The following is a 25200-nucleotide window of genomic DNA, read 5'->3' as shown; positions in this document are numbered from 1 at the left end:
CCTTCTGTTAAGCTGATTATTCGCTTTCGAAGGTTTGGATTTACCAATCCGTTTTCCGGTTGGCTTGGCCTTGTTGCTCCGTTTGGGCTTTATGCCGGAATGGTTACTCGCCTTCATAATATTCACATAAGTAGTAGCGGGCTATAAAGTCCCAATATTGATGCAGTGTTTCTTTTCCTTTCAGGAAGGGAAGTTCCACATCGGGTAGAATTCCTTTGGCCATTCCGTATTTCAGCAGGTCGAACGGACACTCTCCAGGTTGGCAGAACATCTTGTAACCCTCTGCAGCAGCGCGTTTGGCATCGTACATCGGGTTATGTTCTTCACAGAAATAGGCGGCCACGTTGTGGGCTACGAGCATACCTTTGGCGTTGGCATAAATCACGAACTCTTTTTTGTATTCCAGGTCGGGCAATAATGCGGACCGTTTGTTTTCCCATCCCAAGACATCGACAAAGAAAGTGCAAAGCTCCTTGTAATCGGTGAAGTATAGCAGCGGTTTCCCCTGGCTGTATTCCAGACAGCGGGCGGCATCTTTGCTCAGTTTGGTTTCCGGAGTGACTTCCGGCAGCGGAGTAATGGGCATATCCAGTAAATCAAGTCCCATTACCCAAAGGAAGGAAGATTCTTCCTCGCTGATGGGAGCTTCTTCGAAACGTGCATCCATCAGTTCATAGGCGCTTTGGCTTAATGCAAGCAGGTCTTTGTCATAAGGACTGAACAAGGTGTATTCCTTGTCAAAAATACTGAATTGTGATTTCAATGTCCACAGTACGAATGCAATGTCTTCCTGATTTATTTCATCGGGCGTATAATCGTCACCCAGTGGATAGAACGGTAGGTAAGTTCCGTATACTCCCTGAAAGGCTTCGGAGAAAAGTTTCCAGCCTCCGCTTTGGGCAATGGCGTCTTGAAAGTACATGCCGAGGGAGATGGCTGCGTCAATTTGGGTACGCAGGTCTTCCTTGTTGAACAAGGGAGAGGTCTTGACGAGGGGCAGGATGCTTGTGGCAAAGTCGAGGTACCATTTGTCCGTTGGCAGTACGTGGGTGCGTTCATTGGCCCCCAACCAATATTGCATGTTGATTGTTGTCATGATTTGTTTTAGATAAATATTATAGTCTTTTTAATGCCAATTTGATGACTTGTTCCACCGGTGCGCTTGGTTCTTCCTTCAAAATGGCAAGCACTACTTTTTGTGAGGGGGCTTGTGCAAAGCCCAGCATGGTAAGGGCGGCTACGGCTTCTTCTTGTACTTGTACGTTGGCTGCCGATACCAGTGTACCTATGGTCCCTGCGTTGCCGGTGGCAACGCTGCCGGTCTTGATTTTGTCTTTCAAATCCACAATCACCCGTTGTGCTGTTTTTAGCCCGATACCCTTGACTGTTTTCAGTAGAGTGGCGTTTTCCGTGCTGATGACATTTATCAGTTCGGATGGCGAGAGTGCCGAGAGAATCATGCGGGCTGTATTTCCGCCGATGCCTGACACGGAGATGAGCAGCAGGAATAGTTCGCGTTCCTGCTTGTCGGCGAATCCGTAGAGGACATAGGCGTCTTCACGGATAGCTTCGTATACATATAATTTGCATTCTTTTTTACCCTGGATGGCAGCATACGTGTTCAATGAAATATTGACACCGTATCCCAGTCCGTTACAGTCTATTATTGCAGTTGCCGGACTTAGTTCGGCAATTCCGCCTCTGATGTATTCTATCATAATTCTTTTACTTGTTGGCCCAAAATGCACCTTGCGCACATATCATCTGCGAATGTATGAATTATTATTGGACTTTCACTCACTAAAAAAAGAAAAAACTGTGTAAAACAGCAGTGAGTTCTGCCGGTATAATAAATTAAAATGCTTACTTTTGCGCCGATAAAGTAGAAAACTGATAAATAAACTCATAAAAAGAATGAAAAAAGTAAGAGCAGCCATTGTTGGCTATGGCAATATCGGGCACTATGTGTTCGAAGCCCTGCAAGCAGCTCCCGATTTCGAAATTGCCGGTGTAGTGCGCCGTGCCGGAGCTGAAAACTGTCCTGCGGAACTGGGTGCATATCCCGTTGTGAAGAATATCAAGGAACTGAAAGACGTGGATGTTGCTATCCTTTGTACGCCTACCCGCAAAGTGGAAGAGTATGCAAAGGAGATCCTTGCTTTAGGCATTCATACTGTGGACAGTTTCGATATCCATACGGGTATCACTGCCTTGCGCCGCACACTGGATGCAGAGGCTAAAAAGCATAATACGGTATCCATCATTTCTGCCGGCTGGGACCCGGGTAGTGACTCCATTGTCCGCACCATGCTGGAAGCCATTGCTCCGAAGGGCATTACCTATACTAATTTTGGTCCGGGCATGAGCATGGGACATACGGTGGCTGTAAAGGCCATCGAAGGTGTGAAAGCCGCCCTTTCCATGACTATTCCCACGGGAACCGGTATTCACCGTCGTATGGTGTACATCGAGTTGAAGGATGGCTACGAATTTGACAAGGTGGCTGCAGCCATCAAAGCCGACCCGTACTTCGTGAATGACGAAACACATGTAAAATTGGTTCCGAGTGTGGATGCACTGCTCGATATGGGTCATGGGGTAAACTTGACCCGTAAGGGTGTGTCCGGCAAGACGCAGAACCAGCTATTTGAGTTCAACATGCGTATTAACAATCCTGCCCTCACGGCACAAGTGCTGGTATGTGTGGCGCGTGCCGCTATGCGTCAGCAGCCGGGTTGCTATACAATGGTTGAAGTTCCGGTAATAGACCTGCTTCCGGGCGATAGAGAAGAGTGGATCGGCCATTTGGTATAAGACACAGAAAAAACAGATGATGTGTTTGGCTCAAACGCATCGTCTGCTTGCCCCGAACACATCATCTGTTTGATGTAAATGCATCATCCGTTCTACTGCGAATGGATGATGCGTTTTTTTATGTCTTGTTCTTTAAAAGAAATACCTCAGTATATCGTTGAAGTTTGCCCAAATCAGCAAACCGAACAAGAGGAACATGCCCACCATCTGCGCACGTTCCATAAACTTGTCGCTGGGCTTGCGGCGTGCAATGATTTCGTAAATGAGGAATAACACATGTCCGCCGTCCAGTGCGGGGATGGGCAGAATATTCATAAAGGCAAGGATGATGGAGAGGAATGCCGTCATGTACCAGAACTGGTGCCAGTCCCACGTGGCGGGGAAAATACTGCCGATGGTTCCGAAACCTCCGAGTTGCTTGGCTCCTTCCTTGGAGAAGAGATATTTCATCTGGCCTACGTAGCCTTTCAGAGTCTTTACCCCCAAAGATACGCCGGCAGGGAAAGAGGAAAGGAAACTGTATTCCTTGCGGACAACGGGCAGCAGTTTGTCGGTTGCCGTACGTGCTGCTACGCCTATTTCATAGTCGGCATTGGTCATCATGCTCAAGGTGTCTGTCACACCGTTACGGACGTATGTTAAGGTTACCTCATGGGATGCATTGGCTTTCTTGCGCTTCAGCATCTCTTCTTTGAAGTCGTAGTAGCTTATTGACTTTCCATCCAAGTGGGTGATGCTGTCGCCCACTTGCAGACCGGCGGAAGCGGCAGGGTATCCTACAATCAGGCTGTCGACTACATAAGGGAAACGGAAACTGGCGAAACGCACGCTGTCTGCCAGCAAGCGGTTCATCATGTCTTCGGGGATGTAGACTGAAGCAGCTTCCCCATCACGCAATACGCTTACCTGGCGAGCATCGACAATACTGGTCAGCAGGTCGCCATCATAGCGTTCGAACGGTACCCCGTCGGCAGATATTAGGATATCGCCGTCGCGGAAGCCTATGGCTTTGGCTGTTTCGTTAAAATCCATACCCAATGGGGCTTTTTGTACTGGTATATATTCGTCGCCCCAAGTAAAAAGTATCATGGAATAGATGAACAATGCGAGCAGGAAGTTGAACAATACACCGCCTACCATAATCAGCAGGCGTTGCCATGCCGGTTTGGCACGGAACTCCCATGGCTGCATGGGTTGCTTCATCTGTTCGGTATCCATAGATTCGTCTATCATACCTGCTATTTTTACATAACCACCTAAGGGTAGCCACCCGATACCATATTCCGTGTCACTGTGTTTGGGCTTGAACTTGAATAATGTGAACCAAGGGTCAAAGAATAAGCAGAACTTTTCTACCCGCGTCTTGAACAGACGCGCAAAAAGGAAGTGCCCCCCCTCATGAACAATAACGAGCAACGAGAGGCTCATAATGAGTTGCAGGGCACGAATCAAGAATGTTTCCATCTAATTATTTGCTGTTTTACGATTTTTATAATTTTCGCAAAGGTACGTTTTCTTATTTAACGTATCAAATGAGTAGATGTTTTTTATAATTCTTTTCATTCCGGTGTATCTATCAAATCAGCTCTTCTGCTATCCGTCGGGCTTCGGCATCCGTAGCCACATAGTCTTCATAGGTGGGCTTCTGTAAGTAGGATACGCGCGACATGGTCTTTTCTATTACTTCACTCATGCCAAGGAACGAAATTTTGTCCTGCAGGAAGGCAGCTACCACCACTTCATTGGCGGCATTGACAATGCAAGGCATATTGCCTGCACGATGTAGCGCTTCGTAGGCCAGGGCGAGGTTACGGAAACGGGTGGTATCCGGTTGCTCGAACGTCAGTTCCGTGCACAGCTTGAAGTCCAGGCGCGGGAAAGAGGCTTTCAACCGGTCGGGATAGGAGAAGGCATATTGGATGGGCAGGCGCATGTCCGGCATTCCCAGTTGTGCTTTCACGGCACCGTCCTCAAACTGTACCATGGAGTGGATGACGGATTGCGGGTGTACCACGACTTCTATCTGGTCGGGACGTACACCGAACAGCCATTTGGCTTCGATTACCTCGAACCCTTTGTTCATCATGGAAGCAGAGTCTATCGTGATTTTGGCGCCCATGTCCCAGTTGGGGTGTTTCAGTGCTTGCGCTTTGGTGACGGTTGTTAGTTGCTCCATAGTGCAGGTGCGGAACGGACCTCCGGAGGCAGTCAGTATCACTTTTTCTATTTGGTTGCCTATCTCACCGGCCAGGCACTGGAAAACGGCGGAGTGCTCGGAGTCGACGGGTAGGATGGGGACACCGCTGAAGCGTGCCAGGTCATTGATGAGCTCTCCCGCCACCACCAGCGTCTCTTTGTTGGCAAGGGCTATCGGCTTACGGGCTCGGATGGCATTCATGGTGGGCTTCAGCCCTGCATATCCCACCATGGCGGTCAATACCATATCAATGGGATTTTCGGTCACAATCTGGCAGAGGGCATCTGCGCCGGCATATACCTTGATAGGTAGGTCGGCAAGCGCTTCTTTCAGTTGCGTGTATTTCGATTCGTTGGCTATTACCACTGCCTCAGGCTTGAATCTGCGTGCCTGGGCTATGAGTTCCTCTACGCGGTTATTGGCGGTCAATACGTATGCTTCGTACTGGTCGGGATGTTCTTCGATGACCTGCAACGCTTGTGTACCGATGGAACCGGTAGAACCGAGTATGGCAATCTGTTTCATTTACTATTATGCTATTTACAATTTACTATTTGGAGACTAAAATACGATGTAAAGCTCGGGATTTACGGCCCTGCCCTTATGCCACAGCTCGAAGTGAAGGTGGGGACCGGTGGACAGCTCGCCGGTGTTTCCTACCAGTGCGATGGCTTCACCCCCTTTCACCGCATCGCCTTCCCGTTTCAGCAGAGAGCCGCAATGCTTGTAGACTGACACGAAGTCCTGGTTGTGCTGTATTTCTATCAGATAACCCGTCTCGGCAGTGTAGGTACTCAGTATGACGGTACCGTCTAAGGTGGCCAATACGCTTTCGCCCGGATTGGCGGCAATGTCCGTGCCGAAGTGTTTTGTTTCGGCATTGAAGGGAGATGAAATCATGCCGCGTGTGGGGCGGTAGAAAATCAGTCCGTCTATTTCGGGGCGGGCGGTGATGCTCGTCAGGTTGTACTTTTCTGTCTCCTCGTACTGCTTGCGGAATTCGGCTTCCCGTTGTGTACGTTCCATGAGCGAATCTTCGCGCAGGTGGGTCAACGAGTCGATGGAATGTATGGTATCTGCCTTTATCTTGCCCCGGAAGATGTCCTGGATATTCATGATATAGAGGTTCTGTCTGTTCACCAGTTGCTGGAGGGAATCTACGCGCAAGGCATTCTCCACTACCTGGGCACGGATTTCACTGTTCATATATCCCGGCAGGTAGTTGCGCAGTGGGGTAAAGGCTACGATCAGGGAGGCGATGAGAAACAATACGAACAGCACGGAGAGCAATACGGACAGCCCGTTCAGCTTGGATACGCGCAACGTGATGATATCCTCAAGGGTATTCTCGTTCGTAATCGTCAGTCTGTACTTGAACTTGATGTTACTCCAAAATGCTTTTCTTCGTTTCTTTTTCATACCTCTTCTGTTTCGTCCAAAGCTATCAAACCTTCCGGCAGGTCTACGGTGATGACCTTGTGCTTCTGGTCAATGTCTATGATAAACTCTTCTTGTGCCGGCACCAGCAGTTCTTCTCCCTGATAATCTACCACAAACAGTGTGTTGATGGTCGATGTGTCCACGTCCGTCACTTCTCCCAGCGTGCCGTGATGTACTTCCTCCATACGAAAACCGACGAAGAAGTCCCAACTCAGTTCACCTGGTCCTGCCTCTTCTGCATGTTTTACGGGGAAGTAGACCTCAATATTAGTGAACATGCGGGCGCGTTCTGCTGTGTCCACGCCTTCCAGTTTGACAAGGGCGGTGGTGTCGGAGCGGAAACGGTATTCTTCCAAGAAGAAAGGCACAAGTATACCATCCAGCAGGCAGATTAGGTATTCGGCTTCCACCCGGTCGAAGATGTCATCCGTAAAAGTGAACGATAGTTCTCCGTGAATGCCGTGGGGCTTGTTGAATATACCTATCTTATATACTTCTTCTCTCTTTATCATCTTATTCTATTCTTGTTATTCTTGCTCCGAGCGCATTCAGTCGCCCTTCGATGTTCTGATACCCACGGTCTATCTGCTCTATGTTGTGGATGCGGCTGATGCCGTCCGCACTCATGGCAGCTATCAGCAGGGCGATGCCCGCACGGATATCGGGCGAGGTCATGTTGCCGCCACGTAGTTTAAAGCCGTGGTCATGACCGATGACAACGGCGCGGTGCGGGTCGCAGAGGATAATTTGCGCTCCCATATCTATCAGCTTGTCCACAAAGAACAAACGGCTTTCGAACATTTTCTGATGAATGAGTACACTGCCTTTTGCCTGGGTGGCAACCACCAGCAGCACACTGAGCAAGTCTGGTGTCAGTCCGGGCCAGGGTGCGTCGGCAATGGTCATGATGGAGCCGTCGATAAAGGACTCTATCTGGTACGTCTCTTGTGCGGGCACGTAAATGTCGTCTTCCCACTGCTCCATCTTGATGCCGAGTCGACGGAAACTGTCGGGGATAATTCCCAAGTTCTCGTAGGAGACATTCTTGATGGTCAGTTCGCTACGGGTCATGGCTGCCATGCCAATGAAACTGCCCACTTCAATCATGTCGGGGAGGATGGTATGCTCGGTTCCGTGCAGCTCGTCTACTCCTTCGATAGTCAGGAGGTTGGAGGCGATGCCTTCTATCTTAGCTCCCATCCGGTTCAGCATTCTGCAAAGTTGCTGCACGTAGGGTTCGCAGGCGGCGTTGTAGATGGTGGTCTTGCCTTTGGCAAGGACGGCTGCCATTACGATATTGGCAGTTCCCGTAACAGATGCCTCGTCGAGTAGCATATAACTGCCATGCAGTTGTTTGGCTGAGATTTCGTAGATGCCACGCTCCTCATTATAGACAAAGTCGGCTCCTAAATTCTGGATACCGATAAAGTGTGTATCCAGACGGCGGCGTCCTATCTTGTCTCCGCCCGGCTTGGAAATCATGGCCTTGCCGAAACGTGCCACCATCGGCCCCACCAGCATGACGGAACCGCGCAGGCTGGAACATTTTTTCAGGAACGCGTCACTTTCCAGATAGGCGAAATCAATGTTGGCAGCTTGAAAGCTGTAAGTGTCAATGCCTTTTTTAGATACGCTGACTCCCATATCCCGCATCAATTGGATAAGGTTGTTGACGTCCAGTATGTCCGGGATATTGTGCACAGTCACCTCTTCGGCAGTGAGCAATGTGGCGCAGATAATTTGCAACACCTCGTTTTTTGCTCCTTGGGGGTAAATGTCACCGGAAAGTCTGTGTCCTCCTTCGATTACAAATGATGCCATGAAATTAGTGATTAGGGGTTGGTGATTAGTGATTAGTGGTCTGCATGGTGATGCCGCATGGCATTAATCACTAACCACTAATCATTCAATTTTAGTATTTCCGTTTATTGTTCCGGTTGTTGTTCCGGTTATTCTGGTTGTTCACTTTCGGACGGTAGTTCTGGTCAATACGTTCGGCCATGAGACGGACGATACTGTCTGTCATTTGCAGTTTTCCGTCAGAGAGTTCGGTGAGATCATCTGAAATCTTACGGTCATCGACGGTATCTTTGTTCCATGCCATGTAGTCTTTCTTCATGTGGTTACAAATGAGCGCTATCAAGTTCTGCTTCTCTTCTCCTTCCGGAAATTCGATGGCTTTCTTTATCAGTACTTCCAGTGTACGGCCATAGTGGCGGTAGCGGATTTTGGTACTGGGGTAGGGGATGCTCTCCGGCTTGGTATTCAGATTGTCCTTGCGGATAATTTCGTACGGATAATCTATATCCAATTGGAAGTTGGCCATGATGGCAAGGTGGTCCCATAGCTTATGTTTGAAGTCGGGCACATCGCGCAGATGGGGAAACATGTTTCCCATGATGTTGATGATTGTGTTTGCGCAACGCTGGCGTTCTGCACGGTCTTCGATTGTCAGCGCGTGGTCTACCATATTCTGGATGCTGCGACCATATTCGGGCAGGGGCATCCGTTTTTGTTGAGTGTTATATTGCATCTTTAATTAGTGATTAATGTTCAACGATTAGTGGTTAGTGATTAATGGGCTACGTAGTGATACCGCATGGTATTCATCCCTAATCGCTAAACCCTAAATAAGTTTCTTTGGCGTGCCGGCTACGAATTCCTTCAAATAGAAGGGTTCGAAATAGGCCACATCCTTGAAATCTTGTTCGGCTATTGCCTTTTCTGCCAACGGGAACATCATGCCGGCAAGCGGGCGGATGCCGTCGATGAAGTGTGCATTGGGATGCGTGATTTTCTCTTTGCATTTGGCTGCACCGTCACCGAAGAAATAGACGGGATGTTGCTCTAAAAATTCCAGGTAGGAGTTTTCGTCCACAATATCGGCTGCAATGTCGCGCACCGATTTCAAGGCACGGTCGTAGATGGCAGCATAGACTTCCATACGGCGGGCGTCAATCATCGGGCAGAGTAATGCGTCGTTGGGCAACTCATCGTGGTAGAGCAATACCGGTACACACTGAACTTTCAGGGTTTCCAGCCCGATAAGTGGTAGGTTACGTCCATAGCAGACACCTTTTGCCATCGACACGCCGATACGCAACCCGGTATACGAACCAGGGCCGCAGCTCACGGCGACTGCATCCAACGGCATGGCATGGCTATCGGCAAAGGATAGCGCCTCGTCCACAAAGACTCCCAATGAAACGGCGTGTGAAGGGCCATTCAGGTCCTCTTTCTTGAAAACGTTCTGTCCGTCCTCGCTCACGGCTACGGAGCAGGCAGAAGTGGACGTTTCAATATGCAAGATACATGACATAACTTTTATTCTTGATTTTATTGTGGCAAATTTACGTGATTATTTTCACTAATTAAAATAATCGTGTAATTTTGCGCAAAACTATAACATTATGATACAATCCATGACAGGCTACGGCAAAGCAACCGTCGAACTGCCTGATAAGAAAATCAACGTTGAAATAAAGTCGCTCAATAGTAAGGCAATGGACCTATCTGCCCGCATTGCTCCGCTTTATCGTGAGAAGGAGATGGAAATCCGTAATGAAATATCACGGAAACTGGAGCGCGGAAAGGTGGATTTCAGCCTTTGGATAGAAAAGAAAGAGAGTGCGGAAAGCGTCACTCCCATCAACCAGACATTGGTGGAGGGATATTACAAGCAGATTTGTGCTATATCAGAAAATCTAGGAATACCTGTGCCGGATGCGACGGACTGGTTTGCCACGTTACTCCGTATGCCGGATGTGATGACTAAGAATGATACGCAGGAACTGAGTGAGGAGGAATGGGCTGTGGTTTATTCGGCTGTGGAAAAGGCTGTCGGTGCGCTGGTGGACTTCCGTAAGCAGGAAGGAGCTGCCCTTGAAAAGAAGTTCCGTGAGAAGATCGCCAATATCTCCCATTTGTTGGAGACTATCGCTCCCTACGAGAAAGAGCGTGTGACCAAAGTGAAGGAGCGTATTACCGATGCACTGGAAAAGACCTTGAGCGTGGATTATGACAAGAACCGTCTGGAGCAGGAACTCATCTACTACATCGAAAAGCTGGATGTGAACGAAGAGAAACAGCGTCTTGGCAATCATCTGAAATATTTTATCAATACGCTGGAAACCGGAACCGGACAAGGCAAGAAGTTAGGGTTCATCGCCCAGGAGATGGGACGCGAAATCAATACCTTGGGCAGTAAGTCCAATCATGCGGAGATGCAGAAGATTGTCGTTCAGATGAAAGATGAATTGGAGCAAATCAAGGAACAAGTATTGAACGTCATGTAGTATCAAATAGTAAATCGTCAAATCGTAAATAATTCGATGGCAAAACTTATCATATTTTCAGCCCCTTCGGGCTCTGGCAAGTCAACGATTATCAACTATCTGCTGACTCAAAATCTGAACTTGGCATTTTCCATCTCAGCGACCAGCCGTCCGCCCCGCGGAACGGAGAAAGATGGAGTGGAGTACTTCTTTCTGACTCCTGACGAGTTCCGTCGTCGCATAGCCAATGATGAATTCCTGGAGTATGAAGAGGTATATCAGGACCGTTTTTACGGAACACTGAAGGAGCAGGTGGAAAAGCAATTGGCTGCCGGACAGAATGTAGTGTTCGATGTGGATGTAGTGGGTGGTTGCAATATCAAGAAATTCTATGGTGAGCGTGCTTTGTCTGTTTTCATTCAGCCACCTTCAGTGGAGGAATTGCGCAAACGCTTGGTGGGGCGCGGAACAGATGCTCCCGAAGTGATAGAGAACCGCGTGGCGAAAGCCGAATACGAACTGGGCTTTGCACCGAAGTTCGATACCGTGATTGTGAACGATGACCTGGAGACAGCCAAAGCGGAAGCATTGAAAGTAATCTCTCAATTCTTGAACGAATGAAACAACGTGGAGGAGTGTACAACCAGTTGGCACCGAGGAGGAAGAATAGCCCGAAGCTGAACAAGGCATTGCTAATTATTAATAGCGTTCTGTTCGTCTGCTCCCTTGTTGTGGGTGTATTGTATATACATCATGGCGAGCCTCGTTCCAGTATTTCAATGTTTCTTATCTCTGTAGTGACGATTTTCAATGCTTGGGCTGCCTGGCGTGCGTTGCAAAGACGTCCTTTGTAAGGTTGTATATGAATAAGAATAAATGAATATAGGAATCTTCAGCGGCTCGTTCAACCCGATACACATCGGACATTTGGCCCTCGCCAACTATCTTTGCGAATACGGGGACCTGGACGAAGTGTGGTTTATGGTCACCCCCCACAATCCGCTGAAGGAAGAAAACGAACTGATGGATGACAAGTTACGTTTGAAGCTGGTGCAGCTAGCCACTGAGGGTTATCCCAAGTTTCGCACTTCCGATTTTGAATTCCATCTGCCTCGGCCTTCTTATACTGTTCATACGTTGGACGCACTGAAACGGACTTATCCCCAACACACTTTCCATCTTGTCATTGGTTCGGACAACTGGAGGCTGTTCCACCGTTGGTACGAGTCGGAACGCATTATTGCCGAAAATCATCTTCTGGTTTATCCCCGTCCCGGCTATCCGGTAGAGGCCACCTTTTTACCGCAGAATGTGCGGACAGTTTCTTCTCCGGTATTCGAAATCAGCTCCACTTTTATCCGTCGGGCCATAGAGGAGGGAAAAGACGTACGCTACTTCCTGCATCCGGCTGTGTGCGATGAACTCAAACGGATGCAGAATGAATCTTTAAACTGAAATAAATGTCTGTATTTGTACGTGTTTTCATATTTATTTCTTATTTTTGAACGTATCAACCTTGAATGCATGGAAGAGTTTTCTTAATACATAGATATTCCTTAATTTAATAATCCGCTTATGAGAAAAGAACTACTGTTACTGGGAGCATTCGGTATGCTGACGACAGCGACGCTTTGTGCGCAAGAGTTTCATTTGCAACCTACTCCCCAAGAATATATTACGCAAAAAGATTCTGTTGATATTCCCCGACAATACCAGATCCTTTCCGGCAATTCCGTGCAGGACGGACCTGCGTTGCCTTTACTCCGTTCATTGATGCCGGAAGAGGTGCTTGGCGCTTCTTTCCGTGTATATATAGGAGTGAAAGGAGATAAGATTATTAAGAAATACCAACATCGGATTCCACGCAAATCCGAAGGTTATTTCCTGAAAATAGAAAAAGACTGCATCGTCATAGCCGGTGCTGACGAACGGGGAGCGTACTATGGTGTACAGACTCTTGCGCAGTTGCTTGCTTTAGACAAGCTGCCTTTGGTTGAAGTGACGGACTATCCTGATGTTCCCTATCGGGGTGTGGTAGAAGGTTTTTACGGTGCTCCCTGGAGTCAGGAGGCGCGTATACGCCAGCTTGATTTTTATGGTCGGAACAAAATGAATGTCTATATCTATGGACCAAAAGACGATCCTTATCACCGGACTCCCAACTGGCGCAAGCCTTATCCTGCTCGAGAAGGAGAAGAGTTGAAAGTATTGGTGAATAGGGCGAAGGAGAACAATGTTATTTTCTATTGGGCCATTCATCCGGGTCAGGATATTCGCTGGAATGAAGAAGACCGCTCGTTATTGTTGCAGAAGTTCGAAAGCATGTACCAGTTGGGTGTGCGTGGTTTTGCCGTTTTCTTTGATGATATTTCGGGTGAAGGGACAAAGGCGGACAAGCAGGCTGAACTGTTGAACTATATTGATGACCATTTTGTAAAAGTCAAGCGGGATGTTGCGCCGTTAATACTGTGTCCCACGGAGTATAACAAGTCATGGACTGATGTGGAGGGGGGCTATCTCACTACGCTTGGTGATAAGTTGAACGAGGGTATCAAGGTGATGTGGACCGGTGATATGGTAGTTGCTACTATAGATAAGTCTACGCTGGACTTCGTCAATCCGCTGCTGAAACGTAAGGCGTACATTTGGTGGAATTTCCCCGTTTCGGATTATGTACAAGACCATTTGCTGCTAGGGCCGGTTTATGGAAACGGGCTTGATATAAAAGATGATATGTCTGCTTTTGTTTCCAATCCGATGGAACATGCCGAGGCTTCCAAAATCTCTCTGTACAGTGTAGCTGATTATACTTGGAATATGGAGAATTATGATAGTGAAACTTCTTGGAAACATGCAGTCAGAGACCTTATGCCACTTCATGCCGAATATTTGGAAATCTTCGCTGCTCATAATTCCGACCCGGGACAGAATGGACATCGCTTCCGTCGTGAAGAGTCCGTTGCCATTCAGCCTGCTCTCTCTGCCTTGTTGAAAGCCTATCAAGAGAAAAACGAGATAGATGAAGATGCCTATCGGCAGGTAGCTGAGGAATGCCGGAAGATAATCGTTGCCGCTGATGGATTGCTTGCGTCGGGAAATGAGAATCGTCCATTGATAACTGAAATAAGGCCTTGGCTCATTCAGTTCAAACAAGTGGGAGAGTATGGTGCGGAGGTGCTGAACATGATACGCCTGCGCCAGCAGAAGGATGCATTTATAGGTAGCTACGAACACGCCCGCGCCCTGCTGGTGCTGATGGGTGAGACGGATGCCCAATATAAAGCGGGCATAAAGAGCGGCAGCCTGCATCTGATGCCTACTTTCAATGCTTTGTTCGAAGCGGCGACAACGGGCTATAATGCAGCGTTCCATGCCGGGCTTGATACAAAGGCTGTTTATTCTCCCTACACGTTGAAGAGCGACGTGAATCAGTTGGCTTCGCTTCCTATTCAGCAGAAGGGAAAGGTGAATACAATTATTCCGTCCAATGAAGTCATCAACTGGCAGGCAGGCGGTGTGCTGACCATTTCGATGGATTATGCCCGCCAGTTGAGTTCGGTGCTTATCGATTTGGGAGATGCGGAGGTTGCTGATTCGAAGTTTAAACTGGAAGTAACTTCGGATGGCACAAACTGGCAGGCGGTGGATTTGAAGCCGGGATACAGAACGCAGGTGAAGGCATCTCTCAAAGATTTGAGCGTTGCGAAGATGAGGCTGGTGAATGTATCCGACACAGAGCAGAAGGTGTATTTCAAAATGTTCCGTTTTACGGAGAATTGATATGGTTCTTGATTCTTAAAATAGAGTTACGCGTCTGGGACGATGCTCCCCGTTGTTCTTAAGATCGGAATGACGGGGAGCACTTTTTTAGGAAGTTATTCAAGGCATTTGTCCAAGTCGCGGATGATTTGCTCTTTATCCATATTTTGTCCGATGAATACTATCTTCAGCATGCGGTCGCCGTATTGTTCGTCCCAGTCTCTTAGCAATCCCGGTTCTTGGCGCATCAGTTCTATCATGTCTTCTTCGGGAGCGGTGGCATACCATTGTCCGGCTTCAGTTATTTTCTTCTGTATACCTGCTTGTTCAAAGAGGAAGGACATGTCGCGGTTGTGGCTGAAGTAGCAGACACCCTTGGCGCGGATAACGCTGCGGGGCCATTTGGTAGCGACATAGTGGTCGAACTTATGAATGTCGAATGCAGGACGGCGGTAGTAGACAAATGTGCCAATACCGTATTCTTCTACTTCACCTCCTTCGTGATGGTGGTGATGACATTTCTCGTGATGATGTTCGCTTTCATGATGATGTTCATCTTCGTGATGGTAATGCGCCCCTTTTTCCTCCTCTTCGCTTACTTGTTGCTCTATGCCACGAATCCATCCGGCGGAAGTTGCGGCACGTTCAAAGTTAAAGAGGTGGGTATGGATAATCTTATCCAGGTCTACATCTGCATAGTTGCACTCTATAATTTGGGCACCGGGTTGCAAGGTGTGGATAATCTGCCTGATACGTTTTAATTCCTCGGGCTGTACTTCTGCTGCTTTGTTCAGCAGGATAATATTGCAGAACTCAATCTGCTGAATGATGAGGTTTTCTATATCTTCCTCATCAATGCCTTTGCGTGTCAAATCATCTCCGCAAGAAAATTCACTTTGCAGACGTAAGGCGTCCACCACGGTGGTAATGCAGTCTAAGCGGCAAATACCGTATTTAGTATACGCTCCTCCCATATGAGGAATGGAGCAGAGTGTTTGGGCAATAGGCTCCGGTTCACAGATGCCACTCGCTTCAATCACGATGTAGTCGAAGCGTTGCATCTTCATGATTTCGAACATCTGCTCTATCAAGTCTGTCTTCAGCGTACAGCAGATACAGCCATTCTGCAGAGCTACCAGGCTGTCGTCTTTCTTTCCCACCACGCCACCTTTCTGTATAAGGTCTGCATCAATGTTCACTTCGCCTATGTCATTGACGATAACGGCAAACTTAATGCCACGTTTATTAGAAAGGATGTGATTTACCAACGTCGTTTTGCCACTACCCAGATAACCGGTCAACAGCAGTACGGGGATTTCTGTTGTATTCATAGTCATTTCTGTTATAGATTAAACTTTCTTGTATATTTATCTTTCTGCCTCTATGGTGTAGGTAAAGCTGTCTGCACGATAGTATCCTATATTGTATTCAATGGGAGTTCCATTGATATCATAAACAAATCTTTTCCTTATTAATATAGGGTCGCTGGATTTGATATCCAGTTTTTCTGCGATATATTCTCCGGCCAACCGTGCGGATACTTCCTCTTTACTGGTTTTTACGATGATGTCATATTTATTTTCAAGTATTCCATAAAGAGGTTGGGTGAAGTCCTCATCACCGGTCAGTGGTATACTCGGATTGAAATAAGAGATGAAGGAGACAAAAGGATATTCTTTATTACCGCGTACTCTTTCCAATACCATACATTTTGTTCCCTTTTCAGGGTCTATATTGAAAAAGGTACATATTTCTTCGGATGCTTTCTTAAAACTGACATGCAATTCGAAGTTTTTAATTTCGATACCTAGCATTTTCATTTCTTGTGAGAAGCTCAACCAGTTCTTTACTCCTCCTATAATACCTTTTTTTACAACCTTTGTACCATGCCCTTTTTTTCTGACCAATAATCCCTCGAATACCAGTTTGTTGATTGCTTGGCGAAGTGTATTTCTCGATATGTTTAATTGTTCAGACAATAAAACTTCATTGGGAAGAAGTTTCCCATTTTTGTATTCCTCTGATTCTATAAGTTTTCTCAGCACTTCTTCTGCTTGAATGTGAAGAGGTTTTTCTGAGTTTGGGTCTAATTTCATGGTTATACTTTTTCTGTTATTTTTTTTAATATTGCAAAGATAATTCTTTTTTTATCAAAAAAATATGAGAAGATTCTTTTATTTTATTTTTAAAGAGTATATATTTGCACAAAATACTAATATGTTCATACATATAATAAAATCAAGTATATATAATTATGAGAAAAGTAAATTACGACAAGTTCCCTTCTACAAAGATTTCGGGAACGATTCTTCGGGGATGGAATGATATTCATACCTTACTGATGGAGTGTTTTAAGAGTAGAAAGGTACTAGCTGTTGAACTCTATGCAGGAGTGCGTGAAGATGAAGTTATAAATGAATTGAAATCGCTGTCACCTACCTTACTTATTAATACACGTGACTTGATGAAGCCGGAGAATGAGATTAAGGAAATGACAGAGCGTTTTATGACAAAGGATGTTCTTTTTGGTTATGTGACGAACCTATCTCTGAAAGACTACTTTGATGCAGGTAAGCTGGAGGTAGCCCGGAAGCAGGTAGCGGCAAATGATAGAGTGATTGTGGTCGGTTCGGGTGCTGCTATGATAGCTCAGGCAGAAGCAACGCTGGTGTATGTTGATATGGCCCGTTGGGAGATACAACAGCGTTTTCGTGCTCACGAAGTAAAGGCTTTGGGAGTGGATAATCGTGAAGATGCTGTGTCTTTACAATATAAGAGAGGGTATTTTAATGATTGGAGAGTTCTTGATAAGTATAAGGAAGGCTTGTTTGATAAAGCCGATTTCTGGTTGGATACGCACATTGCAAACGATCCGAGAATGATTGATAGGGAGACTTTCTTTAAAGGAATAGAAGAAACAATTAAGACTCCTTTTCGCGTAGTGCCTTTCTTTGACCCGGCACCATGGGGCGGACAATGGATGAAAGAAGTGTGTGGATTAAATCCTGAAAAAGAAAATTATGGTTGGTGTTTCGATTGTGTGCCCGAAGAGAATAGTCTTTATTTTGAGGTGAACGGTGTACGTTTTGAATTGCCGTCGGTAGATTTGGTTTTGTTGAAATCTAGAGAGCTTTTAGGTGAACCGGTAGAAGCGCGTTTTGGTAAGGATTTCCCGATTCGTTTCGATTTCCTAGATACAGTAGGTGGTGGAAATTTGAGTGTACAAGTGCATCCTACCACACAGTTTATCCGTGAAAACTTTGGTATGTATTATACTCAGGACGAAAGCTATTATCTGCTGGATGCTAAAGAAGGAGCTTCGGTCTATCTTGGTTTGAAGAATGGTATTAATAAAGATGACATGATTCGTGATTTGCGTGAGGCTCAGAAAGGTGAAATCGTTTTCGATACAGAAAAGTATGTAAATAAACTGCCTGCTAAAAAACATGATCATTATTTGATTCCGGGAGGTACGGTGCATTGCTCAGGTTCGGAGGCACTTGTATTGGAAATCAGCTCAACACCCAATTTGTTTACATTCAAACTCTGGGATTGGCAACGTTTGGGGTTGGATGGCAAACCGCGCCCCATTAATGTGGAAAGAGGTAAAGAAGTAATAGACTGGAAACGTAATACGGAATATGTAAAAGAATATCTGGCAAATCATTTCACTCAGATTGCCGAAGGAGAAGGATGGAGCGAGGAGCGTACTGGATTACACCCGAATGAATTCATTGAAACACGCCGTCACTGGTTTTCCAAATCTGTTACACATCATACGAATAATAGTGTGAATGTACTGAATTTGGTGGAAGGTGAAGAAGTGGTTGTTGAAAGTCCGACAAGCGCTTTTAAACCATTTGTGGTACATTATGCTGAAACCTTCATAGTTCCGGCAAGTGTGGGTGAATATACAATAACTCCTTGTGGCAAGTCTGTGGGAAAAGAGTGTGGAACCATCAAGGCTTATGTGAGGTTTTAACCGGAAAATGGTATTAATTAAATCTGATATAATATGTATAGACATGACCAACGTACAGTAATGACCTTGGATGCAGGAGGCACGAATTTCGTTTTTTCAGCTATCCGGGGAAATCAGGATATTGTGGAAACTATTTGTTTGCCAGCGGTTTCGGACAATTTGAATGGATGTCTGACTGTTTTGAAAAAAGGCTTTTCTGCAGTGAAAAGACAATTGGAAAATGAGCCGGTAGCTATCAGTTTTGCATTTCCTGGTCCAGCAGACTATAAGAATGGTGTGATAGGCGATTTACCGAACTTTCCGGTTTTTCGTGGAGGTGTGGCTTTGGGAGCTTTTCTGGAAGAAGAATTTGGTATTCCGGTATATATAAATAACGATGGTAACTTGTTTGCTTACGGTGAAGCGTTGGCCGGAATATTACCTTCCATTAATGAGGAACTTAAGGCTGTCGGTAATCCTAAACGTTATAAAAACTTGTTAGGCATTACGTTGGGAACCGGTTTTGGAGCAGGAGTGGTGATTGATAATTGCTTGCTGACCGGTGATAACGGCTGTGGTGGTGATGTCTGGATTATGAGAAATAAAAAATATACCGACTTGATAGCCGAAGAAAGTGTCAGTATCCGTGCAGTACGCCGTGTGTACGGAGAACTGAGCGGTGAGGCGGTTGATAATCTGACTCCAAAGGATATATATGACATTGCCGAGGGCATACTCACGGGGAATCGTGAAGCGGCTGTGCGGAGTTTTGATGAATTAGGTGAAATGGCGGGTGCTGCCATTGTCAGTGCACTTCATATTGTAGATGGTATGGTGGTTATAGGAGGAGGAGTTGCTGGTGCAGCTAAATATATTCTGCCAGGTATGATGCGTGAAATGCGTCGTTCCATATCGACTTTCTCCGGACGGGATTTCGATTGTCTGCAGATGGAAGTTTGTAATTTGATGGAGCCGGACGAATATAAGAAGTTTTTAGAAGATACAAGTTCTTGGGTTGAGGTACCTTTTACTGACAAGAAAGTATCCTATGATTGTACTAAACGTATAGGGGTGGCGATTTCAACTTTAGGAGCAAACAAGGCTATTGCACTGGGAGCATATGCTTTTGCTTTACAACAGATAGACAAGAAGATATAAGGGTTAGTTTGCTTTTTAAGTAGATAAGATTGTTTTCACGGATAACAAAAAATAATAAGACTCATTATGAATATGAAAAAAATAATATCTTTTTTTATCGTTGCTTGTTGCGCTATGTGTGCAACTGCTGCAAAAGTGGTATGGCAAATTGGCGTTGCGGATAATTCCGGAACAGAACTGGCTTTGGGCCCTTCTGAGTATAAAAAGTTCCTGGCTCATGATTTTGGTTATGAAGATCGTTACTTTTTAGTGGGGACTTCTGTTGACAAAAATGATTTCCCTTATGTGTTGCCAGGGCCTGATGATACTTGGGGAGGTACATGGAGTACTTCCGGTTGGAGAACTCATGATGCAAATATATTGTTTGGCATTAAAAAATTGCCGAAACATGGCAAATGGAAATTGGTGGTAGACTTGGTGGATGCCAATCCGAGCCGTTCGGTGGTTAAAGTTATGGTGAATTCTGCCGAAAAGAAGTTTGAAATTAAAGGGCATTCGAAAGGAGTACTGGAGGGTAATCTTCAAGATGCCAAGGAACAAATTCTTGAATTTCCAATTTCAGCCAATGATTTGAAAAAAGGTGGAAATATGGTCACTGTTTCTGTTCTTGAAGGGGGCTGGATTGTTTTCGATCAGATACGTTTGGAAGGTGCTGACGAACTTGTTCTGGAAAAGAATAATGAATATGCTTTCTTGCGCAATGTGGCTCCGGCAGAATATGAAATGGAAATGGATGGAGCAAAAATACAGCCTTTATTGGTTGATGTAGAGCATCTATCCGGTAACCCGAAATTGAGTGTAAAATTAGACGGTATAGATGTTTTTTCTGCGCAGTTGGACACGGCACGTTATGTATTTGAAGTACCTATGCCTGCTGTGAAAAAAAGTAGAAAGAGTGAATATCAAGTGTTTGTAGATGGACAATTGCTGGAAAAGGGTATTATTATACGTTCTCCGCAAAAGATACAGACATTTGCTGACTATGTAGATACCAAAATAGGTACGGCACATTCTCGATGGATGATTGCACCGGGACCTTGGATGCCTTTCAGTATGGTGAAGCTGAGTCCGGACAATCAAAATATGGGCTGGCAGGCCGGTTATCAACCAACTTTTGAAACTTTGGGTTGTTTCAGTCATATCCATGAGTGGACAATGGGCGGATTAGGGTTAATGCCTACTAACGGCAAGTTGTTTACTCAGGTTGGCGATCAGTTCCGTCCAGATGAAGGTTACCGTTCGCGTATTGACAAGAGGACAGAAGAAGCTCCGTTAGGATATTATAAGGTCTTCTTGACCGATACAGAAATCTGGGCGGAGGTGACAGCTACAGAAAGAGCAAGTTTCCAGAAATATACCTTCCCGAAAGATAAAGATGGACGTGTAATGATTGACCTTCATGTGCAAGCTGAATATGATTATAATCTGCTGGATGTAGATATTAAGAAGGTAAGTGATTATAGAATTGAGGGACGCTCTCATCAGATTTCTCCTCGTCCTTATGTGTGGAGTAATGACGCTGATCAGGAATATGTAGTGAACTTCGTAATAGAGTTTGATGCACCGATTAAGAAAGTAGGTGGCTGGAAGAATAAGCAAATATTGGATGGAGGCCATATATTTGGTAAGAACTTGAAAGATGCAGGACTTTATGTCGAATTTGATACGAAAAAGCATCCGGTGGTGCAGGCTCGTGCCGGTATTTCGTTGGTGAGTATTTCAAATGCTTCTGAAAATCTGCAAAAGGAAATCTCTGATAGATTTGGTTGGGATTTTGATGCGGTAGTGCAAAATCAGAAAGATGTATGGAATGGTATTTTCAACCGTCTGGATATAACTACCAATGACCGTCTGGAGAAGGTGCGCTTTTACACTAATATGTATCGTGCACTTTGCCGAAATTTGTGGAGTGATGTGAATGGCGAATGGGTGTCTCCGGACGAAAAGGTACGTAAATTTACAAATCCTGAACATGTAGCTTTAGGATGTGATGCTTTTTGGAACACTTTCTGGAATTTGAATCAGTTCTGGAATTTAGTGACACCCGAATGGAGCTCCAAATGGGTGAACTCTCAGTTGGCATTGTACGATGCAAACGGGTGGTTGGCAAAAGGTCCTGCCGGAATGGAATATATTCCGGTAATGGTGGCCGAACACGAAATTCCACAGATGGTATCTACCTATCAGATGGGTATTCGTGATTATGATGTGGAAAAGGCATTTGAAGCCATGAAAAAAATGCAGACTACTCCAGCTACACATGTTGCAGGTGGTTTTGCCGGTAATCGCGATTTGGTGTCTTATATGAAATATAAATACGTACCTATTGAATTGGGACGTTTTTCTAATACATTGGAGTATTCTTACGATGATTGGACTGTGGGACAGATGGCGAAAGCATTAGGTAAATTCTCGGAATATGCTACATTCAATGATCGCGGATATTGGTGGAAAAATGCTATTAATCCGGAAAATGGATATGCTCACATGCGTGATTCGGTCGGTAACTTTATCCCTGATTTTGATGCATTTCAAACCGGACGTAATCACCACTATGTAGAAGGTAATTCTTGGCAGCTTAGCTACTTTGTGCCTCAGGATGTACCGGCCTTGATTGACATAATGGGAGAAAAATCATTTGTGGATCGTCTGAACTGGGGTTTTGAAGTAAGTGAACCTTGGAGATACAATGCTCCCAATGACCAATATTGGGATTATCCGGTGGTTCAGGGCAACCAGCAGTCCATGCATTTTGCTTTCTTGTTCAATTGGGCCAATAAACCTTGGCTGACACAAAAATGGTCCCGTTCCATTATTGATAGATATTATGGTTGTGGCGTTGCCAATGCCTATTTGGGTGACGAAGATCAGGGCCAGATGAGTGCTTGGTTTGTGATGGCGGCTTTGGGACTGTTTCAGACTGATGGCGGTTGCAGTGTCGAACCTATTTATGAAATTGCCAGTCCATTGTATGAGAAAGTGGTTATTGATTTGGGCAAACGCTATAATCGTGGTGAAACATTTACAATTGAGGCTAAAAATGTATCCAGAAAAAATAAGTACGTTCAGAGTGCCACTCTGAATGGTGAGAAGTTGGAACGTTTCTATTTCCCCGCTGCAGAATTGCTAAAAGGTGGAGAATTGATACTGGAAATGGGTGATAAACCGAATAAGTCATGGGGGATTGCTCCATGCTCGGAAAATAAATAATGTTAGTGTCTACCGTCTTAATAAATTAATATCATGAAACGACTTTGTTTTTTGGTGATATGTATGAGTATCATTATGGGGTGTTCAACAAGTACTTCAAGCACTAAAGCTTTGGTGGACTATGTAGACCCAAACATTGGAACTGCGCATTGTCGTTGGTTCTTTTATACACCGGCTGCTATTCCGTTTGGCATGGCAAAACTGGCTCCTTCTACCGATGCGCATTTGGGAAATCCCGGTGGTTGGCAAGCAGTGGGGTATGATTTTCGTCATACTTCCATCGAAGGCTTTGCCAATTTTCACGAGTTCCAGGTAGGCGGTGTCGTATTTGCACCGACTGTCGGAGAATTGCAGACAGTACCGGGTGAGTTGGAAAATCCGGATGGCGGTTATCGTTCACGTTTCGATAAGAAAGATGAAGTGGCAGCTCCCGGGTACTATTCTGTTTTGTTGAAGGACTATGGAGTAAAGGCTGAATTGACTGCTATGAAACGAGTGGGATTTCATCGTTATACCTATCCCAAAACAGAACTGGCAAACCTTATCTTCGATATAGGTAACAAGCAAGGAGAAAGTGGTGAGGTGAAAGATGCCGAAGTACAATATTTTGAAGATGGCCGGGTGGAAGGTTATGTAATCACTTCCCCCGTATATGTTAATATTTATCAGAAAGGGGCAGATGTACGTATGTATTTCTCGGCTGTTCTTAATAAGAAGCCGGTTCAGGTAGGTACTTTTGTAAAAGATGTGGTTAATCCGGGTAAACATCAGGAAAAAGGACCAGGCGCGGGTCTTTACATGACATTCTCTACAGAAGAACAAGAGGCTGTGGAAGTCAAAGTGGGCCTATCCTATACTTCCATAGAGAATGCTCGTTTCAACCGGGAAACCGAGGCTGCGGATGTTACCTTTGACCAAGCCAAGAAGAATGCAACAGATGTGTGGAATGAATCTCTGAGCAGGATTTATGTGGAAGGAGGGAAGGAAACTGATAAAGTGAAGTTTTACACCGGATTGTTCCATGCGCTTTTGGGGCGTGGATTGGCTAGTGATGCAAATGGATATTATCCTAAAAATAATGGAACGGTCGGTCGTATTGCTCTTGATGAAGAAGGTAATCCGGTACATCAGCATTATAATACGGATGCCATTTGGGGTGGTTTCTGGAATCTGACGCAATTATGGTCATTGGCTTATCCCGAATATTATTCTGATTGGATAAAAAGTCAGTTGTTGGTTTATCAGGATGCCGGTTGGTTGGGTGATGGCATCGCATGCAGTAAATATGTGTCTGGAGTAGGGACGAATTTTACTAGCTTGGCTATTGCTGCTGCATATAATTGCGGTATTCGTGATTTTGACGTACAGCAGGGATATGAAGCTGCTTTGAAGAATGAAGTGGAATGGCGTGGAAGACTTGAAGGTGCAGGTAAGATGGATGTACGTCAGTTTGTGGAACGTGGATATTCTCCTTATGAAAAACGGTTTGATATGGTGACTCGTGAGGAAGGATCTGGGTTTGGTGCTTCACATACAATGGAATACAGTTTCAGTAGTTTTGCTGTGTCCCAATTTGCCAAACATTTGGGTAAAGAGGATGACTATAAGTTACTCTCTGATTTGTCGAATGGCTGGAAGAATCTTTATGATCCGGAGACCCGTTTGATTCGTCCCAAGGATACTAAAGGAAATTTTCTGGAAGATTTTAATCCATTGGCTCCTTGGAAGGGATTTCAAGAAGGAAATGCCGTGCAATATACATTTTATGTTCCTCACCAGATAGACGAATTGGTAGATTTGGTAGGGCAAGAAACGTTTAATAATCGTCTGGATAGTATCTTTTTGCTTTCACAGAAAAATATTTTTGGAGGTGGGAAAGAAGTGGATGCGTTCGCCGGATTGAAGACGGTGTATAATCATGGTAATCAGCCTAATTTGCATATTTCTTGGTTGTTTAACTTTTCGGGTAAACCATATCTGTCTCAAAAGTGGGTACGTGCTATTTTGGATGAGTTCTATGGCCTCGAAGGTATACATGGCTATGGTTATGGACAGGATGAGGATCAAGGACAATTGGGGGCTTGGTACGTAATGTCTGCATTGGGCTTATTTGATGTAAAGGGATTGACGGAGATTGATCCGAAATTCCAGATAGGTGCCCCTTTGTTTGACAAAGTCACTGTCCGTTTGAATAAAGATTATTATCCGGGAGAGAAATTTGTAATCGAAGCTAAGAAGCAGGCGGTAGGTGATTGTTATTTGCAGGATATATCTTTGAACAACCGTCCGCAAGATACTGTACAATTGCCCTTTAGTGAGGTCGTAAAAGGAGGAAAATTGGTTTTAGGTTTGGGAGCTTCACCTAATGAGGAATTGACTCACTGAGA

General features: G+C 45.3%; 21 protein-coding genes. 10 read left to right on the top strand and 11 right to left on the bottom strand.

The features are described 5' to 3' along the window. Positions 1–103 precede the first annotated feature (103 nt). On the bottom strand, positions 104–1096 hold the full coding sequence (locus DXD78_RS10540) for a DUF3843 family protein (protein ID WP_117652720.1): 993 nt from the start codon (positions 1094–1096) through the stop codon (positions 104–106). 19 nt (positions 1097–1115) lie between these two features. Next, positions 1116–1718, bottom strand: coding sequence for a Holliday junction branch migration protein RuvA (ruvA, locus tag DXD78_RS10535; RefSeq protein WP_117652719.1), 603 nt, complete (start codon positions 1716–1718; stop codon positions 1116–1118). 196 nt (positions 1719–1914) lie between these two features. On the opposite strand from ruvA, the gene DXD78_RS10525 reads away from it, so the two are divergent. After that, positions 1915–2814, top strand: a complete 900-nt coding sequence (locus DXD78_RS10525) for a diaminopimelate dehydrogenase (protein WP_009038003.1) — start codon at positions 1915–1917, stop codon at positions 2812–2814. 132 nt (positions 2815–2946) lie between these two features. Here DXD78_RS10525 and rseP read toward each other — a convergent pair whose 3' ends face one another. The 7 genes from rseP to tsaB all read right to left on the bottom strand — a co-directional run bounded on the left by rseP (position 2947) and on the right by tsaB (position 9770). Continuing rightward, positions 2947–4278, bottom strand: a complete 1332-nt coding sequence (gene rseP, locus DXD78_RS10520) for an RIP metalloprotease RseP (protein ID WP_117652718.1) — start codon at positions 4276–4278, stop codon at positions 2947–2949. A 112-nt stretch (positions 4279–4390) separates the two neighbouring features. Then, positions 4391–5536, bottom strand: a complete 1146-nt coding sequence (locus tag DXD78_RS10515; protein ID WP_005826984.1) for a 1-deoxy-D-xylulose-5-phosphate reductoisomerase — start codon at positions 5534–5536, stop codon at positions 4391–4393. 36 nt (positions 5537–5572) lie between these two features. Next, positions 5573–6430, bottom strand: a complete 858-nt coding sequence (locus tag DXD78_RS10510; RefSeq protein WP_117652717.1) for a M23 family metallopeptidase — start codon at positions 6428–6430, stop codon at positions 5573–5575. Further along, a complete protein-coding gene (gene rimM, locus DXD78_RS10505; RefSeq protein WP_005826980.1) occupies positions 6427–6963 on the bottom strand; it encodes a ribosome maturation factor RimM in 537 nt (178 codons plus the stop codon). Before rimM ends, DXD78_RS10510 begins: the two co-directional genes overlap by 4 nt. A gap of 1 nt (position 6964) precedes the next feature. Further along, complete coding sequence (murA, locus tag DXD78_RS10500) at positions 6965–8272, bottom strand: UDP-N-acetylglucosamine 1-carboxyvinyltransferase (RefSeq protein WP_005833020.1); 1308 nt, start codon at positions 8270–8272, stop codon at positions 6965–6967. Between the two features lie 91 nt (positions 8273–8363). Next, on the bottom strand, positions 8364–8984 hold the full coding sequence (locus DXD78_RS10495; RefSeq protein ID WP_005826977.1) for a DUF4290 domain-containing protein: 621 nt from the start codon (positions 8982–8984) through the stop codon (positions 8364–8366). Positions 8985–9077: 93 nt separating this feature from the next. Then, complete coding sequence (tsaB, locus tag DXD78_RS10490) at positions 9078–9770, bottom strand: tRNA (adenosine(37)-N6)-threonylcarbamoyltransferase complex dimerization subunit type 1 TsaB (protein ID WP_117652716.1); 693 nt, start codon at positions 9768–9770, stop codon at positions 9078–9080. A gap of 91 nt (positions 9771–9861) precedes the next feature. Here tsaB and DXD78_RS10485 point away from each other — a divergent pair, with 91 nt between their 5' ends. The 5 genes from DXD78_RS10485 (at position 9862) to DXD78_RS10465 (ending at position 14505) form a co-directional block, all read left to right on the top strand. Further along, a complete protein-coding gene (locus DXD78_RS10485) occupies positions 9862–10746 on the top strand; it encodes a YicC/YloC family endoribonuclease (RefSeq protein ID WP_117652715.1) in 885 nt (294 codons plus the stop codon). Between the two features lie 36 nt (positions 10747–10782). Continuing rightward, positions 10783–11346 (top strand): guanylate kinase, encoded by a 564-nt coding sequence (gene gmk / locus DXD78_RS10480; RefSeq protein WP_016272958.1) that lies wholly within the window; start codon positions 10783–10785, stop codon positions 11344–11346. Further along, positions 11343–11579 carry a hypothetical protein gene (locus tag DXD78_RS10475; protein WP_005826972.1) on the top strand — a complete coding sequence of 79 codons (237 nt, stop codon included), beginning with the start codon at positions 11343–11345 and terminating at the stop codon, positions 11577–11579. Before gmk ends, DXD78_RS10475 begins: the two co-directional genes overlap by 4 nt. Positions 11580–11601: 22 nt before the next feature. Beyond that, entirely contained in the window at positions 11602–12180 is a 579-nt protein-coding gene (gene nadD, locus DXD78_RS10470) for a nicotinate (nicotinamide) nucleotide adenylyltransferase (protein ID WP_117652714.1), read from the top strand. A 120-nt stretch (positions 12181–12300) separates the two neighbouring features. After that, positions 12301–14505 carry a beta-N-acetylglucosaminidase gene (locus tag DXD78_RS10465; protein ID WP_117652713.1) on the top strand — a complete coding sequence of 735 codons (2205 nt, stop codon included), beginning with the start codon at positions 12301–12303 and terminating at the stop codon, positions 14503–14505. A 95-nt stretch (positions 14506–14600) separates the two neighbouring features. Here DXD78_RS10465 and DXD78_RS10460 read toward each other — a convergent pair whose 3' ends face one another. Then, complete coding sequence (locus DXD78_RS10460; protein ID WP_117652723.1) at positions 14601–15815, bottom strand: GTP-binding protein; 1215 nt, start codon at positions 15813–15815, stop codon at positions 14601–14603. 36 nt (positions 15816–15851) lie between these two features. Next, on the bottom strand, positions 15852–16580 hold the full coding sequence (locus tag DXD78_RS10455) for a GntR family transcriptional regulator (RefSeq protein WP_009038010.1): 729 nt from the start codon (positions 16578–16580) through the stop codon (positions 15852–15854). Between the two features lie 158 nt (positions 16581–16738). On the opposite strand from DXD78_RS10455, the gene DXD78_RS10450 reads away from it, so the two are divergent. From DXD78_RS10450 to DXD78_RS10435, 4 genes are all read left to right on the top strand, one after another. Then, positions 16739–18466: a class I mannose-6-phosphate isomerase gene (locus tag DXD78_RS10450; RefSeq protein ID WP_009038011.1), complete on the top strand. Its 1728-nt coding sequence runs from the start codon at positions 16739–16741 to the stop codon at positions 18464–18466. Between the two features lie 33 nt (positions 18467–18499). Then, positions 18500–19603, top strand: a complete 1104-nt coding sequence (locus tag DXD78_RS10445; protein ID WP_117588442.1) for an ROK family protein — start codon at positions 18500–18502, stop codon at positions 19601–19603. 72 nt (positions 19604–19675) lie between these two features. After that, positions 19676–22813, top strand: a complete 3138-nt coding sequence (locus DXD78_RS10440; RefSeq protein WP_199600412.1) for a GH92 family glycosyl hydrolase — start codon at positions 19676–19678, stop codon at positions 22811–22813. Between the two features lie 33 nt (positions 22814–22846). Continuing rightward, positions 22847–25198, top strand: coding sequence for a GH92 family glycosyl hydrolase (locus tag DXD78_RS10435; protein WP_009038014.1), 2352 nt, complete (start codon positions 22847–22849; stop codon positions 25196–25198). The last annotated feature ends 2 nt before the right edge of the window (positions 25199–25200 follow it).

This window comes from Bacteroides sp. D20 (assembly GCF_003436255.1).
Lineage (GTDB): Bacteria > Bacteroidota > Bacteroidia > Bacteroidales > Bacteroidaceae > Bacteroides > Bacteroides uniformis.
The sequence above is the reverse complement of the archived record's forward strand: the minus strand, read 5'-3'. Positions and strand labels throughout refer to the sequence as shown.